The 14604-nt window shown below is 69.6% G+C and carries 13 protein-coding genes; 6 read left to right on the top strand and 7 right to left on the bottom strand.

Features of this window, described 5'->3' with window-relative positions; all coding sequences use genetic code 11:
• The first annotated feature begins 35 nt into the window (after positions 1 to 35).
• Complete coding sequence (locus ACOQFR_RS06535) at positions 36 to 482, top strand: hypothetical protein (RefSeq protein WP_421379869.1); 447 nt, start codon at positions 36 to 38, stop codon at positions 480 to 482.
• Here the strand turns inward: ACOQFR_RS06535 and ACOQFR_RS06530 are convergent.
• The 5 genes from ACOQFR_RS06530 to ACOQFR_RS06510 form a co-directional block, all read right to left on the bottom strand.
• Positions 479 to 2308: a tetratricopeptide repeat protein gene (locus ACOQFR_RS06530; RefSeq protein WP_421379867.1), complete on the bottom strand. Its 1830-nt coding sequence runs from the start codon at positions 2306 to 2308 to the stop codon at positions 479 to 481. The two genes, ACOQFR_RS06535 and ACOQFR_RS06530, sit on opposite strands and share 4 nt — an antisense overlap.
• 12 nt (positions 2309 to 2320) lie before the next feature.
• Positions 2321 to 2644, bottom strand: a complete 324-nt coding sequence (locus tag ACOQFR_RS06525; RefSeq protein WP_421379864.1) for a DUF1820 family protein — start codon at positions 2642 to 2644, stop codon at positions 2321 to 2323.
• Between the two features lie 111 nt (positions 2645 to 2755).
• Positions 2756 to 3433, bottom strand: a complete 678-nt coding sequence (locus tag ACOQFR_RS06520; RefSeq protein WP_421379861.1) for a rhomboid family intramembrane serine protease — start codon at positions 3431 to 3433, stop codon at positions 2756 to 2758.
• 8 nt (positions 3434 to 3441) lie between these two features.
• Complete coding sequence (locus ACOQFR_RS06515; protein ID WP_421379859.1) at positions 3442 to 3702, bottom strand: general secretion pathway protein GspB; 261 nt, start codon at positions 3700 to 3702, stop codon at positions 3442 to 3444.
• A gap of 530 nt (positions 3703 to 4232) precedes the next feature.
• Positions 4233 to 5837, bottom strand: coding sequence for an AAA family ATPase (locus ACOQFR_RS06510; RefSeq protein ID WP_421379857.1), 1605 nt, complete (start codon positions 5835 to 5837; stop codon positions 4233 to 4235).
• A gap of 153 nt (positions 5838 to 5990) precedes the next feature.
• Here ACOQFR_RS06510 and ACOQFR_RS06505 point away from each other — a divergent pair, with 153 nt between their 5' ends.
• Positions 5991 to 6881 (top strand): hypothetical protein, encoded by an 891-nt coding sequence (locus ACOQFR_RS06505; RefSeq protein WP_421379855.1) that lies wholly within the window; start codon positions 5991 to 5993, stop codon positions 6879 to 6881.
• A 24-nt stretch (positions 6882 to 6905) separates the two neighbouring features.
• On the opposite strand, the gene ACOQFR_RS06500 is transcribed toward ACOQFR_RS06505, so the two are convergent.
• Positions 6906 to 7595 carry a transposase gene (locus ACOQFR_RS06500; RefSeq protein WP_421379853.1) on the bottom strand — a complete coding sequence of 230 codons (690 nt, stop codon included), beginning with the start codon at positions 7593 to 7595 and terminating at the stop codon, positions 6906 to 6908.
• 176 nt (positions 7596 to 7771) lie between these two features.
• Positions 7772 to 10927, bottom strand: a complete 3156-nt coding sequence (gene putA, locus ACOQFR_RS06495) for a bifunctional proline dehydrogenase/L-glutamate gamma-semialdehyde dehydrogenase PutA (protein ID WP_421379851.1) — start codon at positions 10925 to 10927, stop codon at positions 7772 to 7774.
• Between the two features lie 346 nt (positions 10928 to 11273).
• Between putA and coxB the strand changes: the two genes are divergently transcribed.
• From coxB to ACOQFR_RS06475, 4 genes are read left to right on the top strand one after another with little or no spacing between them, the layout of a single operon-like run.
• Positions 11274 to 12155, top strand: coding sequence for a cytochrome c oxidase subunit II (gene coxB / locus ACOQFR_RS06490; RefSeq protein ID WP_421379849.1), 882 nt, complete (start codon positions 11274 to 11276; stop codon positions 12153 to 12155).
• 23 nt (positions 12156 to 12178) lie between these two features.
• Positions 12179 to 13834 carry a cytochrome c oxidase subunit I gene (gene ctaD / locus ACOQFR_RS06485; protein ID WP_421379847.1) on the top strand — a complete coding sequence of 552 codons (1656 nt, stop codon included), beginning with the start codon at positions 12179 to 12181 and terminating at the stop codon, positions 13832 to 13834.
• Positions 13835 to 13871: 37 nt separating this feature from the next.
• Positions 13872 to 14003, top strand: coding sequence for a hypothetical protein (locus ACOQFR_RS06480; RefSeq protein ID WP_421379844.1), 132 nt, complete (start codon positions 13872 to 13874; stop codon positions 14001 to 14003).
• Positions 14000 to 14590 carry a cytochrome c oxidase assembly protein gene (locus tag ACOQFR_RS06475; protein WP_421379841.1) on the top strand — a complete coding sequence of 197 codons (591 nt, stop codon included), beginning with the start codon at positions 14000 to 14002 and terminating at the stop codon, positions 14588 to 14590. Before ACOQFR_RS06480 ends, ACOQFR_RS06475 begins: the two co-directional genes overlap by 4 nt.
• The last annotated feature ends 14 nt before the right edge of the window (positions 14591 to 14604 follow it).

Genomic DNA, 14604 nt, shown 5'->3' with positions numbered 1-14604 from the left:
TTGCCCTGGCCAGCGCGATCACCGACAGTCGCGCCATGGATCTTTACCGCTATGGCTGGGTGGCCTGGCTCTGGCGCGCGTTCGCGGGTGCGGGCGTGCTGGCGGGGCTGGGACTGATGGTCCTCGCCTGGCGCCAGGGTGCGTGGTCGCTGGCAGCCATCGGCGGCGTCCTCGCGCTGCCCGGTATCGTGCTTGGGCCGATGGTGGCCGTGCGCATCCGCCGGCTCGATTCGAGCCACATCGAGGTCCGCACGCTGGCGTTCTGGCAGCGTCGCATCGCGATCGCCCACCTCGGTCCGGCCCGCCTGCGAACCCATGCGCAGGGCACCGTGCAGGCGGTGCATGCCCCGCGCCTGTGGGTGCCGGTACAGGGTGGCCTGCCGATCCATATCGATTTGCTGGGCCAGATCCCGGACCGCGAAGCCTTCCGGGCGCTGCTCTCATTGCCTGCGGCCTGGGTGCCGCGCGGCGATTCGGGTTAATTCCCGAACGCGTTGGCAGGCAAACCCCACGGTGCAGGCGCATCCAGCGCGATCAGCTCGCGCCGGCCAGCCAGCCGTTGCGCATGCATGGCGCGGAACAGCCGCTCAAGGTCACGCGCGAATCCGACCGGATCGAACAGCCCGCAGTCCGCGTGGCCGTCGCGAAGGCGACGTCGCAGCGCCTCCCGCGCGGCCTCGTCCTGCCCCAGCGCGATGGCCCTGGCGACCAGGGCCGCCCGGTCAGGCAATACGCAGTCCGGCAAGCCGACGGCGTGCAGCAGGCTGGCCGCCATGCGGCTCACGAAGCTTTCGCCCAGCGTGGCCAGCAGCGGCACGCCCTGGCGCAGGGCGTCGCTGGCGGTAGTGCCCGAGTTGTAAGGCGTGGTGTCCAGGGCCAGGTCGGCCAGCGGCAGCCGCGCCAGGTGCCCGGCGCGCGACTGCTGCCGGGCCACCACGATGCGTTCGCCCCCCACGCCGCGCGCTTCGGCCTCGCGCCGCAGCCGTGTGGCGGCCGTGGGGTCGCGCGGCGCCGCCACCCACAGCACGCTGCCGGGCACGTCGCGCAGGATGGCGCACCAGTCGTCCCACAGCGGCGGGTTGAACTTGTAGGTCTGGTTGAAGCTGCAGTAGACCGTGCCCGTTTCTGGCAGTCCTTCCTCGGCGCGCGTGGGCGCAGGGTCTGGCGCGAACGGGCGTCCGTTGGGCTGGTAGCAGCGCGGCATCAGCGCCAGGGCTTCGCTGAAGTGCGGCGCTGTCTCGGGCGGCGTCGCGATGGCGTCGCCGATCACGTAGTCGGCCAGCCGCGGTTCACCCAGCGTCCCGATGTAGCCGATCCACTGCGCAATGACGGGCGCCGGGCGCCGCGCGGTGATGCCCAGGCGGGCGTGGCCGGTGTAGCCGGTCAGGTCCACCAGCACGTCCACGCCGTCGGCATGGATGCGCGCGGCCGCGGTGGCATCGTCCATCGCGTCCAGGTCCACGAATACGTCGGCGGCGTCCACCGCGCGTTGCCGCCACGGATCGCCCGGCGCGGCGGCGCGATAGGCATAAACGAACACCTGCACCTGCTGGCGGTCGTGCGCGGCGATCACTTCATTGACCAGGTACGACACCGCGTGCTCGCAGAAATCCGCCGACAGATAACCCACGCGCATGCGGCCCTCGATCACGCGGGCCTGCGGCGCCAGCGGCGGCGCGGCCAGCACGGGTCCCCACTGCGACTGCGCGAACTTCAGCGCCGCCTCGCGTCGCGCCATCGGTCCCGCCTCGGGCAGCGACAGCAGCAGGCCAGGCGAAAAGTCGCTGCGACGGGCGCTGGCGAAGGCCGCCAGCAAACGCTCCGGCGACAGCACCTCGTCCGGCGCCCAGTCCGCCAGGTGCCGCCGCAGGTACAGGCCGTCGCCCAGGCTGCGCAGGTCGTTGGGGTCCAGCACCACGGCGCGGCGATAGCTGGCCAGCGCCTCCTCGCTTCGGCCTGCGGCCTCCTGCAGGCCCCCGAGTTTCTGCCAGGCCAGGGCCAGGCGCGGGTCGCGCCGCGCGGCCTCGGCATAGGCCTGTTCGGCCTCGGCCGTGCGGCCCTGGGCCTGGCGCGCGTAGCCCAGGTTCACCAGCACGCCGACCGGGGCGCCGACTTCCAGTGCGCGTTCGAAATAGCGGGCGGCGGCCTCGTAGTCGCGCCGCACGTGGCACACCATGCCGGCCAGGTTCCAGGCATCGGCGTGCCGCGGCTGCCGCCGTACCAGCGCATCGATCAGCTGCAGCGACTCAGGCAAACGCCCTTGCCGGAACGCCGCCTGGGCTTGGGCGAACAGCGGGTCGGTCGGCATCGACCGCGTCGCTCAGCGCGGCTTGGCCGGCAAGGGGAAGGGCGTCACCACCTTCTCGCCGGTGCCGGCATCGCGGATGCTCAGTTGGCCCTTGCGGTCCACTTCCTCCACCCGCACCACGCTCTGCATCGGCAGGTGCAGCACGCGCGTGTGCTCGAACTCGTCGCGCAGGCGCTCTTCCGTGGGGTCCACCACCACGCCTTCCTTGACGTCGAACACCAGGTCGGCCACTTCGGTGAAGCCCCACAGCGAGCTCGCAGTCACGCGTCGCGCGTACAGCTCGTAGATCTTGCCGGCGTTGTGGAAGGTGATCTTGTAGAGGATGCGCGTGCTCATGCCGGCCAGTATACGAGCCGCCCGGCGGGCCGTGCCAATGCATCCCGGCCCGTGCGGGGCGCGGTGGCTGCAGGCGTGCGCGACCTGCCCCGGCAGCCCCGCCGACCGGCCTCAGGCGCCGCGCGAGCGTCGGGACAGCATCGGCTTCAGCGCCAGCGCGTACAGCAGCCCCACCACGAAGCCGGCCAGGTGCGCCCACCACGCCACCGCGCCAAAGCTCGGGCCGACGAAGGTGAAGATCAGCTGCAGCATGGCCCACAGTCCGATCAGCAGTGCGGCCGGCACCTTGATGAATTCCAGCCACACGCCCAGCGGGACCACCACGCCCAGGCGCGCATTCGGGAACAGCGCCAGGTAGGCGCCGATCACCGCCGACACGCCGCCGCTGGCGCCGATGATCGCGCGCGCCGGTGTGCCCATCAGCAAGGCGGCGGCCAGGTTGGCCAGCGCGCCGCCCGCCAGGAACAGCAGCAGGAATCGCCACGGCCCCAGGCTGCGCTCGGCCGGCAGGCCGAAGATGAAGAGGAACAGCAGGTTGCCGATCAGGTGCACCGGGCCCAGGTGGATGAAGAGTGCGCTGACCAGGGTCAGCAGGCGCTCGTCATTCAGCGCCGCGCGCCACTCGGTGACGCTGCCCGACAGCGTGCCCCAGCGCAGCAGGGTCGCGCGCCAGGCCGCGTCGTCCGGCAGCAGGGCAATCCACACCAGCGCCGCCGTCATCAGCACGGCCAGCAGCGGCGTGGCCCATCGCCACTGCGGCTTGCGTCGGCTCGGCAGGTTCACGAACACCATCGCGATCAGGGCCTCGTCAGCAGCATGCGCTGGCCGTTGATGGACAGCACCAGGCCGTCGCGGCGGATTTCCTCCACCACCACGCCGGCGGTGGGCGCCGCGCCTTCGGCCAGGCGCTGGCCGTCCAGGATCACGAAACGCTGCGCGGGCGTGTCGCTGTACACATGCATGCTCAGCTTCAGCGGCGGCAGTTGCGCGCGGTCGGCCGCGGGCAGGCTGGCGACCGAGGGCAGGGGCGGGGCCGCGTCGACGGGTGCAGGGGTCACGCTTGCGCCCGGCGGCGGTGTGGTCGTGGTGGGCGCAAGCGGGGGAGACGCGGTTTCAACGGTGGGCGCGATGGGTGCCGTCGGTTCGACGGCGGGCGCGGTCATCGTATCGATCGTCGTAACGCGCGTTTCGGAGACCGGGGGCGGCGGGGTCAAGGCCTGTTCCATCGGCGCTGGCGTTGGCGCGGGCATGGTCGGCGGTGACTCGGTGGATGCAGGAACGGATTCCGCCGCGGCGATTGGCGCGGGCGTGGCCGTTGCAGGCATCGGCGGATTCCCCGGGACCTCGCCAGGCGTCGGTTGCGCAGGCGCCGGGGCCACGGACGTGGTTTCCGTGGCCGGCTGCGCGCCACGCCACAACGCCCATCCCAAGCCGCCCGCTACCACCGTGGCCACCAGCAGCCAAGGCCACAGCCTCAGCCCGCGACGCGTCCGCGTCCGCACCGGCGCCTGTTCGACGAACAGCCCCGGCGCGCGGCCACGCTGGCGTTCGGCCTCGGATTTGCGCAGGGCTTCCAGAATCAGGGACATCAGTCGAGCACCCGGCGCAGCCGCGGACCTTCGCTGTCGCGCGACGACAAGGCCAGCAGTGTTTCCGGACCCACCACGCCGTCGGCGACCAGGCCGTGCGCCGCCTGCACGCGGCGCACCGCAGCCACGCTGGCGGGATCGAGCACGGCCGGCCCGGCTTCGGGGACGTCCAGGCCCGCGCGATCGCGCAGACGGTCGTGGATCCAGTCCACGGCCGGACCGCTGTCGCCGGCCGCCGGTGTCGGTGCCAGGAAGGCCGGGCCACGCCAGATCATCAGGTAGTCGCCGCGCCAGCTGTCCTCCAGCGCCAGGCGGTCGGTATCAAAACGCCCACCGCCCAGCCACAGCCGCACATGCACCGCGTCTGCGCCCAGCAGCAGGGCCCAGGCCTCGCCCTCGGAGCTTTGCAGGCGCAGCAGGGCAGGGCGTCCCAGCGCGGAAAGCTTGTCCAGGCTGGCGCGACCGCGCAGGCAGAACAGTCCCGGCGCCAGCACCGGCGCGCAGGCGGAGGCATTGGCCACCTGCGTTTCGTTCGCGCGCACCGTCCACAGGCCGAGCAATTGTCGCCACGCCGGTTGCGCCGCATCGCCAGCCAAACGGATGCGCTGGTCCAGCGCCTCGCCCGGCAGGTAGGGCACCGGATCGCTCACCACGGGTGCGGGCGCCACCGCGGCGGGCGGGCTGGGCGGCGGCGACGGCTCGGGACGCCACAGCACAAAGGCCGCCAGCACCAGCGCCAGGCCCACCGCCACCAGGCTGGCCAGGCTGGGACGCGGCAGTCGCGACAGGCGCGGCGCCAGCGCTTCGCGCGCGGCCTGGTCCACCCAGCGTTCGCCGATCTGCGCCTCGTCGTGCGCATACCCGGCCAGCAGCGCGCGCTCGGCGATGATGTTGCTCAGGCGCGGCACGCCGCCGGAGTGGGCATGGATGCGCCGCACCGCCAGCTTGGTGAACGGAAAACGCTGGCCGCCTGCCACGGCGTAGCGGTGGCGCAGGTAGCTTTCGGTCTCGTCCGCGTCCAGCGGCGTGAGGTGGAAGCGCGCGGTGATGCGCTGGGCCAGCTGGCGCAGGTCTTCGCGCGCCAGCATGTCGCGCAGTTCCGGCTGGCCCAGCAGCAGGATCTGCAGCAGCTTCTGCGTCGGCGTTTCCAGGTTGGTCAGCAGGCGCACCTGCTCCATCGCCTCCACGCTCAGGTTCTGCGCCTCGTCAATGATCAGCACCACACGCAGGCCCTGGGCGTATGCGTCCAGCAGGTAGGTGTTGAGCGTGTCCACCAGCGCCTTGAGGCTGCCGCGCATGCCGGCCAGGTCCAGCCGCAGTTCCTCGCAGATGGTCTCGAGCAATTCGGCGGGATTCAGGCGCGGGTTGAGCACCAGCGCCACCCGCACGTTGTCGGGCAGCTGCTCCAGCAGCAGCCGGCACAGCGTGGTCTTGCCGGTACCCACTTCGCCGGTGAGCTGCACGAAGCCACCGCCACCGCCCTGGCCGATGCCAAACAGCAGGTGCGCCAAGGCATCCCGGTGGCGCTCGCTCAGGAACACGAAGCGCGGATCCGGGGTGATCGAGTACGGCGGCTCCTTCAGGCCGTAGTGCTCGAGGTACATGCCACCTCGCAACAAGTAGGGCCACTAGCCTGCCACAAAAAGAAAACATACCAGGTATGTTTTCATCCTCCGTGAGACGGGGTGGGCGCGCGGCTTGCCGCTTTCCCCGCGGCGGGCCGTTGTACTGGTCATCGCCCCGACGGAACCGATGCCATGACGCCTGCCACCCGCTGCACCCTTGCGGTCGCCCTCGGCCTGTTTGCTGGAAGCGCCGGCGCGGAGGTGGGCGGCCACTGCACCTATGACGGCCAGCGCGTGACATTCGTCGACGGCGCGGCCTGGCCCCTGCCGGCGGATGACGATGCCGGGTCCGGCCAGGACGACGAAGAGGGCGCGCCGCCGGCACCGGAATACATGCTGGCCTTCGTCACCTTCCAGCTCGACGCAGGCGCCCTGGCGCGTTCCGGGGACCGCGAGGATGCCCTGCGTGACCAGAGCTGGGAGCAGGACGAATCGGCCCGGCTGGAACTCACCCTGCAGGACGGGGTGGTAACGCAGCAGTACCTGTGGATCTCGCCGGGCACCAACCTCAGCTATTCGTCCGGCGAAGTGGGGACGTACACCGTGGGGAAGGCGGTTGCGAATCGACTTGCCGGGACCTATCGCTTCACGCCTGCGGACGGTCAGGACCTCACCTGCAGCATCGACTTCGACCTTCCGCTGCTGGGCGACGCGGCCAACGCGCCGCCACCTCCGGGCGTTGCCCTGCCCGCGGGCGGCGGCGACCCAGGCAAGGCCTATCTTGCGATGAACGCCGCAATGCGTGCCGGCGATGTCGACGCCCTGGCCGAACTCATGCCACCCGCGCAGGCCGCGCAGCTGGCCAAGGCACGCAACACCCCGGACTTCGCGGCGCAGCTGGCCCTGATGCAGGCGATGACCCCCGCGGACGTGCGTGTGCTCGGCGGCCGCCAGGACGGCGACCGCGCCTGGCTCGAGTTCAGCGCGACCGAAGCCGGCCAGCCCCGCCGCGGCACTGCCGAACTCAAGCGCGAATCCGGCCGCTGGATCACCGTCCGCGAATCCACCCGCGACCCCGACTGACCCGAAAACATACCAGGTATGTTTTCATCGTCGTTGAGACGGGCGGCCCCGCGGCACGACGGCCACGTTGCGCGACAACGTGCTGGCGATCCGCGACTGGAACTTCCGCCCGCCCCAGGCCCGGCCCTGCTGGGTGTGCGCGCGGATCTCCTCGATCTGCTTTGCCGGGACGCCTTCGGCGATCAGCGCGATGTAGGCCCGGCGCCTGGCATCCTCATCCAGACCCAGCGCCAGATAATTCGTATGCGGCGTGGCAACGATGTCCGGATCGCCCCAGGCGTGATGCCGATAGCTTGACCATCGCCAGCTCCCGGGCGTCGCCACCATCGCGGCGCGGACCGGATTGAGTTCGATGTAGCGCTGGCAGCGCAGGAAATAAGCGTCGGAGTCGACCAGGCAGGACCGGAAACGACCCTCCCACAGCGTGCCGGTGCGCTGCCGGAAGCTGTTGAAGTAACGCACATAGCGACGCCCGAGCTGCTGCATCATGCGGCTCGGCGACCCCGGTTCGGTACCGGTCACCAGCAGGTGCACATGGTTGTCCATCAACACGTACGCATGCACCGCGCACTGATGGCGCCGGCTCGCGATCTGCAGATCGTCCAGGTAGCGCCAGAAGTTCGACGCCTGCACGAAACAGGGCTGGCGATCCACGCCGCGCTGAACGATGTGCAGCGGAACACCGGGAACATCGATACGCGGGAACACGGGCATGTCGGCGGCTACCAGGACTCGGCCCCGTAGCCTGCCATTCCAGCGCAACGCGATGCCGACCTAAAACACCGCGACACCCCGTACGAAAACCCCTGTCTCACCAGCAAAGAAAACATACCAGGTATGTTTTCACCGCCGTCTCATCAGGAAAGAAAACATACCTGGTATGTTTTCACTCAGTCGTCGAGGGTGAGGAGGGAGGCGTTGCCGCCGGCGGCGGTGGTGTTGACGGTCAGGGTGCGTTCGGAGGCGAAGCGCAGAAGATAGTGCGGGCCGCCGGCTTTCGGGCCGGTGCCGGAGAGGCCTTCGCCGCCGAAGGGCTGCACGCCCACCACGGCGCCGATCTGGTTGCGGTTCACGTAGCAGTTGCCCACCTTCACCGTGCGCGAGATCTTGTCGATGGTCGAGTCGATGCGCGAGTGGATGCCCAGCGTCAGCCCGTAGCCGGTGGCGTTGATGTCGGCCAGCACCTGGTCGAGCTTGTCGCCGTCGAAACGCACCACGTGCAGCACCGGCCCGAACACCTCGCGCGTCAGCTGCGACAGCGACGACAGCTCGTAAGCATGCGGCGCGAAGTAGCTGCCATGCGCCGCCGACGCCGGCAGCGGCACCGCCTTGATCAACTTCGCTTCGCGGCCCATGCGCTCGGCATGCTCCACCAGGATCCGCCGCGCATCCTCGTCGATCACCGGCCCCACGTCGGTGGACAGCAGCGCCGGATCGCCCACCACCAGCTCGTCCATCGCGCCGGCCAGCATGTGGATCACCTTGTCGGCGATATCGGCCTGCACGAACAGCACCCGCGCCGCCGAACACCGCTGCCCGGCCGAATCGAAGGCCGAGGCCATCGCATCCTTCACCAGCTGCTCGGGCAGCGCCGAGGAATCCGCGATCAGCGCATTCTGCCCGCCGGTCTCGGCGATCAGCGCCGCGATCGAGGCATTGCGCGCCGCCAGCGACCGGTTGATCGCCCACGCGGTATCGGTCGAACCGGTGAAGCACACGCCGGCCACGCGCGGATCGCGCGTCAGCGCCGCGCCCACCGTGGCGCCGTCACCCGGCAGGAACTGCAGCACGTCCGCCGGCACGCCGGCCTCGTGCAGCAGCTGCGTGGCCACGAAGGCCGTCAGCGTGGTCTGCTCGGCCGGCTTGGCGATCACCGAGTTGCCGGCCGCCAGTGCCGCCGCCACCTGGCCCAGGTAAATGGCCAGCGGGAAATTCCACGGCGAGATGCACACGAACACACCGCGCCCGTGCAGCCACAGCTCGTTCGACTCGCCGGTCGGCCCCGGCAACTTCTCCGGCGCGCCGAACAGCTTGCGCGCCTGCATCGCGTAGTAGCGCAGGAAGTCCACCGCCTCGCGCACCTCGGCCACCGAGGCCGACAGCGACTTGCCCGCTTCCTTCACGCACAGCGCGATGAACTCGGGCATGCGCGCTTCCAGCTGGTCGGCCGCATGCTCCAGGATGCGCGCGCGGCTCGCCGCCGGCAGCCGGTCCCAGCCGTCCTGCGCCGCCACCGCATTGGCCAGCGCCTTCTCGACGGCGGCCGAATCCGCGCCCAGCCACTGCCCGATGCGCTCGCGCCGGTCGGCCGGATTGGTGACCGACACCGCGGCACCGGACACGGACGCGCCGGGCACCAGCGGCCGGGCCTCCCAGGTCTTCACCGCGGCATTGATCGAAGTGGCCAGCGCGGCCAGCGTGTCGTCGTTGGAAAGGTTGGCGCCCATGGAGTTGTTCCTTGCTTCGCCCGCGAACCGGAACAGGTCGACGGGCTGGGGGATGCGGGTGTGTGGCTTGCTGGCATAGGCCGAGACCATCGCCACCGGATCGGCGACCAGCTCGGCCGCCGGCAGCGACTCGTCGGTGATGCGGTTGACGAAGCTGGAGTTGGCGCCGTTCTCGAGCAGGCGCCGCACCAGGTAGGGCAAGAGGTCTTCGTGCGAACCCACCGGCGCATACACGCGGCAGGGCACGTTGAACCGGTCGGCCGGAATCACCTCGGCATAGAGGTCGTCGCCCATGCCGTGCAGCTTCTGGTACTCGTAGCGCTTGCCCTGCGCGTAGTGGCGGATGGCCGCGATGGTCTGCGCGTTGTGGGTGGCGAACATTGGGTAGACCGCATCCGACGCCGCCAGCATGCGCCGCGCGCAGGCCAGGTAGCTCACGTCGGTATTGGCCTTGCGGGTGAACACCGGGTAGCCGGCGTAGCCCTCGGCCTGGGCCTTCTTGATCTCGCTGTCCCAGTAGGCGCCCTTGACCAGGCGCATCGGCATGCGCCGGCCGGTCTTGCGGGCCAGGTCGGCCAGGTAGTCGATGACGTAGGGCGCGCGCTTCTGGTAGGCCTGCACGGCCAGGCCATAACCCTCCCAGCCGTCCAGGGCCGGGTTGGTGAAGGCGCCTGCGATCACGTCCAGGCTCAGCTCCAGCCGCTCGGACTCCTCGGCGTCGATGGTGAAACCGATGCCCTGGGCCTTGGCCAGCTTCGCCAGCTCCAGCACCCGCGGGGTCAGCTCGGCATGCACGCGGGCGCGCTTGGCCAGCTCGTAGCGCGGGTGCAGGGCCGACAGTTTCACCGAGATGGACGGCGCATTGAGCACGTCGGGGTAGGGGCCACCCGCGCCGATCGCGCCGATCGCGTCGCGGTAGGCCGCGAAATAGCGGTCCGCGTCGGCCTGGGTGAACGCCGCCTCGCCCAACATGTCGAACGAATACAGGTACTTGGCCTGTTCACCCTTGCGGCTGCGCTCCAGCGCCTCGGCAATGGTGCGGCCCATCACGAACTGGTGGCCCATGATCCGCATCGCCTGGCGCACGGCCAGGCGGATGGCCGGCTCGCCGGCCCGGCCCACCAGCCGGCGGAAGGCGCCGATGGCGTTGCGGCGGGTCTCGTCGGCCAGGTTGACCATGCGGCCGGTCAGCATCAGGCCCCAGGTGGAGGCATTGACCAGCACCGAATTGGACTGGCCCATGTGCCGGTCCCAATCGGCATCGCCCAGCTTGTCGCGGATCAGCTTGTCGGCGGTGGCGCGATCAGGAATGCGCAGCAGGGCCTCGGCCACGCACATCAGCAGCACGCCTTCCTCGCTGGACAGGTCGTACTGGCGCATGAAGGCCTCGACCATGCCCGGGTCGGCGGCGCGCACGCGGGTGCGTTCGACCAGGGCCACCGCGGCGGCCTGCACCTGGGCCTGTTCGGCCTCGGGCAGGCGGGCCTGGTCCAGCAGCTCGGCCAGGTGCCCGGCCTCGTCACGGTGGAAGGCGGCGGTGATCCGGGCGCGCAGCTCGGACGGCGCGCCGGGGAGTTCGGGACTCAGGATCGGGGTCACGGGGGTCCTGGTGGGGACGGCGCGGGGACGCGCGAGAACGCGGATTCTAGTGCCCCCGGCGAGGGCGGGAAAGCGCCCCGCCTTCACGAATCCCGCCGACGGCCCGGCGATTTGGCTTGCCGGCTCCTCGCACGGGCCGGTAAAATTCGGCAGTTATCGGGAAGCCGGACCGCGCCGCGTCGGCGCGACCCTTCCATCACGCCGGAACCGCCAGGCTGCAGACGCTCCCGCGTCCGCGGCCGGCGCGTCCCGGGACGCCAGGATTGCCGGCTTTGCATCCGCCCCCCGGGCGGCGCGGGGCGGGGACCAAGACCACACGTTGGGGTAAGTTCGGATGAATGCAGCGATGAAAGCAAACGCCATGGTCGCCAGGGTCGCCGCCGGCCTGCTGGCCGCGACGGCCAGCGCTTCGGCCTGGGCCGACAGCGAGCCGGTGCGCTGGCAGCTGAACATGCCCGAGGGCGTCACCCGCACCGCGGAAAACGCCTACGACATGCACATGCTGATGCTCTGGATCTGCGTGGCCATCGGCCTCGTGGTGTTCGGCGCCATGGGCTACTCGATGTACAAGTTCCGCCACTCCAAGGGCGCCAAGCCGGACGTGGACTTCACCCACTCCACCAAGCTCGAGATCATCTGGACCGTGGTGCCGGTGCTCATCCTGGTCATCATGGCCGTGCCGGCCACCGCCCGCCTGATGGAGCAGTACGACACCAAGGGCTCGGACATGACCGTCAAGGTCACCGGCTACCAGTGGATGTGGCGCTACGAGATCGTCGGCGAGGACGTGAACTTCATCAGCCGCCTCGACCGCGAGTCCGACCGCATCCGCCAGAGCGGCGAGACCCCCACCGCCGAGGCCAACCCGCACTACCTGCGTGACGTGGACCGCGTGCTGGTGCTGCCCACCGAGACCAAGATCCGCTTCGTCATCACCTCCGACGACGTCATCCACGCCTGGTGGGTTCCGGCCCTGGGCTGGAAGCAGGACGCGATCCCGGGCGTGATCAACGACGCCTGGACCGAGATCCGCACCCCGGGCACCTACCGCGGCGTCTGCGCCGAGCTGTGCGGCAAGGACCACGGCTTCATGCCGATCGTGGTCAAGGCCGTGCCGCGCGCCGAGTACGAAGCCTGGCTCACCGCCCAGAAGGCCGGCGACCTCGCCGAGGCCGACCGCATCGCCGCCACCTCCGTCGTTCCCGCGAAAGCGGGCGGCGAAGGCTGATCCGAATCCCAGAGGCTGACCTAATGGCTACCAACTACACGGCCCACGACGCCAACGGCACCGCCGCGGCGCACGACGACCACCACCACGAGCACAAGCAGGGCTTCTTCCAGCGTTGGTTCTACTCGACCAACCACAAGGACATCGGCACCCTGTACCTGGTGTTCTCGCTGGTGATGTTCTTCATCGGCGGCTCGATGGCCCTGGTCATCCGCGCCGAACTCTTCCAGCCCGGCCTGCAGCTGGTCGAGCCCGAGTTCTTCAACCAGATGACCACCATGCATGCGCTGGTGATGATCTTCGGCGCCGTCATGCCCGCGTTCGTGGGCCTGGCCAACTGGATGATCCCGCTGATGATCGGCGCGCCCGACATGGCGCTGCCGCGCATGAACAACTGGTCCTTCTGGATCATGCCGTTCGCCTTCACCCTGCTGCTGCTGCCGCTGGTCCTGTACTTCTTCGGCATCGGCGGCGGCGCGCCCGCCGGCGGCTGGACCCTGTACCCGCCGCTGTCGCTGCAGGGCGGCAACAGCACGGCCTTCACCATCTTCGCCATCCACCTGATGGGCATCAGCTCCATCATGGGCGCCATCAACATCATCGCCACCATCCTCAACATGCGCGCCCCGGGCGTGGACCTGCTGAAGATGCCGGTGTTCGTGTGGACCTGGCTGATCACCGCCTTCCTGCTGATCGCGGTGATGCCGGTGCTGGCGGGCGCGGTGACGATGCTGCTGACCGACAAGTTCTTCGCCACCAGCTTCTTCAACGCGGCCGGCGGCGGCGACCCGGTGATGTTCCAGCACATCTTCTGGTTCTTCGGTCACCCCGAGGTCTACATCATGATCCTGCCGGCCTTCGGCATCGTGTCGGAGATCATCCCGACCTTCGCCCGCAAGCCGCTGTTCGGTTACCAGGCCATGGTGTACGCCACCGCGTCCATCGCCTTCCTGTCCTTCATCGTCTGGGCCCACCACATGTTCACCGTGGGCATGCCGCTGGGTGGCGAGCTGTACTTCATGTACGCCACCATGCTCATCGCCATCCCCACCGGCGTGAAGGTGTTCAACTGGGCCACCACCATGTGGCGCGGCTCGATCAGCTTCGAGACCCCGATGCTGTTCGCCATCGGCTTCGTGATCATGTTCACCATCGGCGGCTTCTCGGGCCTGATGCTGGCCATCGTCCCGGCCGACTTCCAGTACCACGACACCTACTTCGTGGTGGCGCATTTCCACTACGTGCTGGTCACCGGCGCGGTCTACGGCATCATGGCCGGCGTGTACTACTGGCTGCCCAAGTGGACCGGCCACATGTACAACGAGACCCTGGGCAAGTGGCACTTCTGGCTGTCCACGATCTTCGTGAACCTGCTGTTCTTCCCGCAGCACTTCCTGGGCCTGGCCGGCATGCAGCGCCGCGTGCCCGACTACAACATGGCCTTCGCCGACTTCAACATGTGGTCCACCATCGGCGGCTTCGGCTTCGGCCTGAGCCAGCTGCTGTTCGCCTACATCGTCTGGTCCTGCGCCCGTGGCGGCGTCAAGGCCGCGGCGCGTTCGTGGGAAGGCGCCAAGGGCCTGGAGTGGACGGTGCCTTCGCCGGCCCCGCACCACACCTTCACCCTGCCGCCGGTGATCCGCGACGGCGACCTGGCCCACGGCGACATCACCCACTGAGGCCCGGCGACGGCGCCCGCGCCGTCGCGATCCCGACATGAAGCCTTCCGACGCCAAGCTGCCCACCCCCGACACCCGCCGCCGCGGCATCCGCCGCACGGCCTGGGGCATCGGGCTGGTTGCGGTGGGCGTCTACGTGGTGTTCCTGCTGTCGGTGATGCTGCCGTGACCGCCGCCAAGCCCTCGGTCAAGTCCAGCCTGCGCACCATCGTGGTGGTGTCGGTGATGTCCTTCGTGGGCACCTTCGCGCTGGTGCCGCTGTACTACATCGCCTGCGAGAAGGTGTTCGGCATCAAGCTCGAGGAAGGCCCGGCCGGCGAGCAGCACGTGGCCGGCCTGGTGGTGGACGAGTCGCGCGTGGTCACGGTGGAGTTCGACGGCACCGTGAACTCCAAGCTGCCGTGGGCCTTCAAGCCCCAGCAGCTGTCGATGAAGGTCACGCCGGGCCGCATGTACGAGGCCAACTACATCGCCCGCAACACCTCCGACCACGCCATCGTCGGCAACGCCGCGCCCTCGGTGGCGCCGTCCACCGCGTCCACCTTCTTCAACAAGACCGAGTGCTTCTGCTTCACCGAGCAGCTGCTGCTGTCGGGCGAGGAGCGGCTGATGCCGGTGCGCTTCATCGTCGATCCCGACCTGCCGGCGCACATCAGCACGATCACGCTGTCCTATACTTTCTTCAGCAACGACACGGCCACGGCCCGTATCGTGGCGGCCCCGGCCCCCGTGGCCACCGCCCGTTCCGCGCCCTGACCGCAGGCCTTCCA

This window comes from Arenimonas sp. MALMAid1274 (assembly GCF_049195245.1).
Lineage (GTDB): Bacteria > Pseudomonadota > Gammaproteobacteria > Xanthomonadales > Xanthomonadaceae > Arenimonas.
Note: the sequence above shows the minus strand (reverse complement) of the source record. Positions and strands in the feature narration are given on the sequence as shown.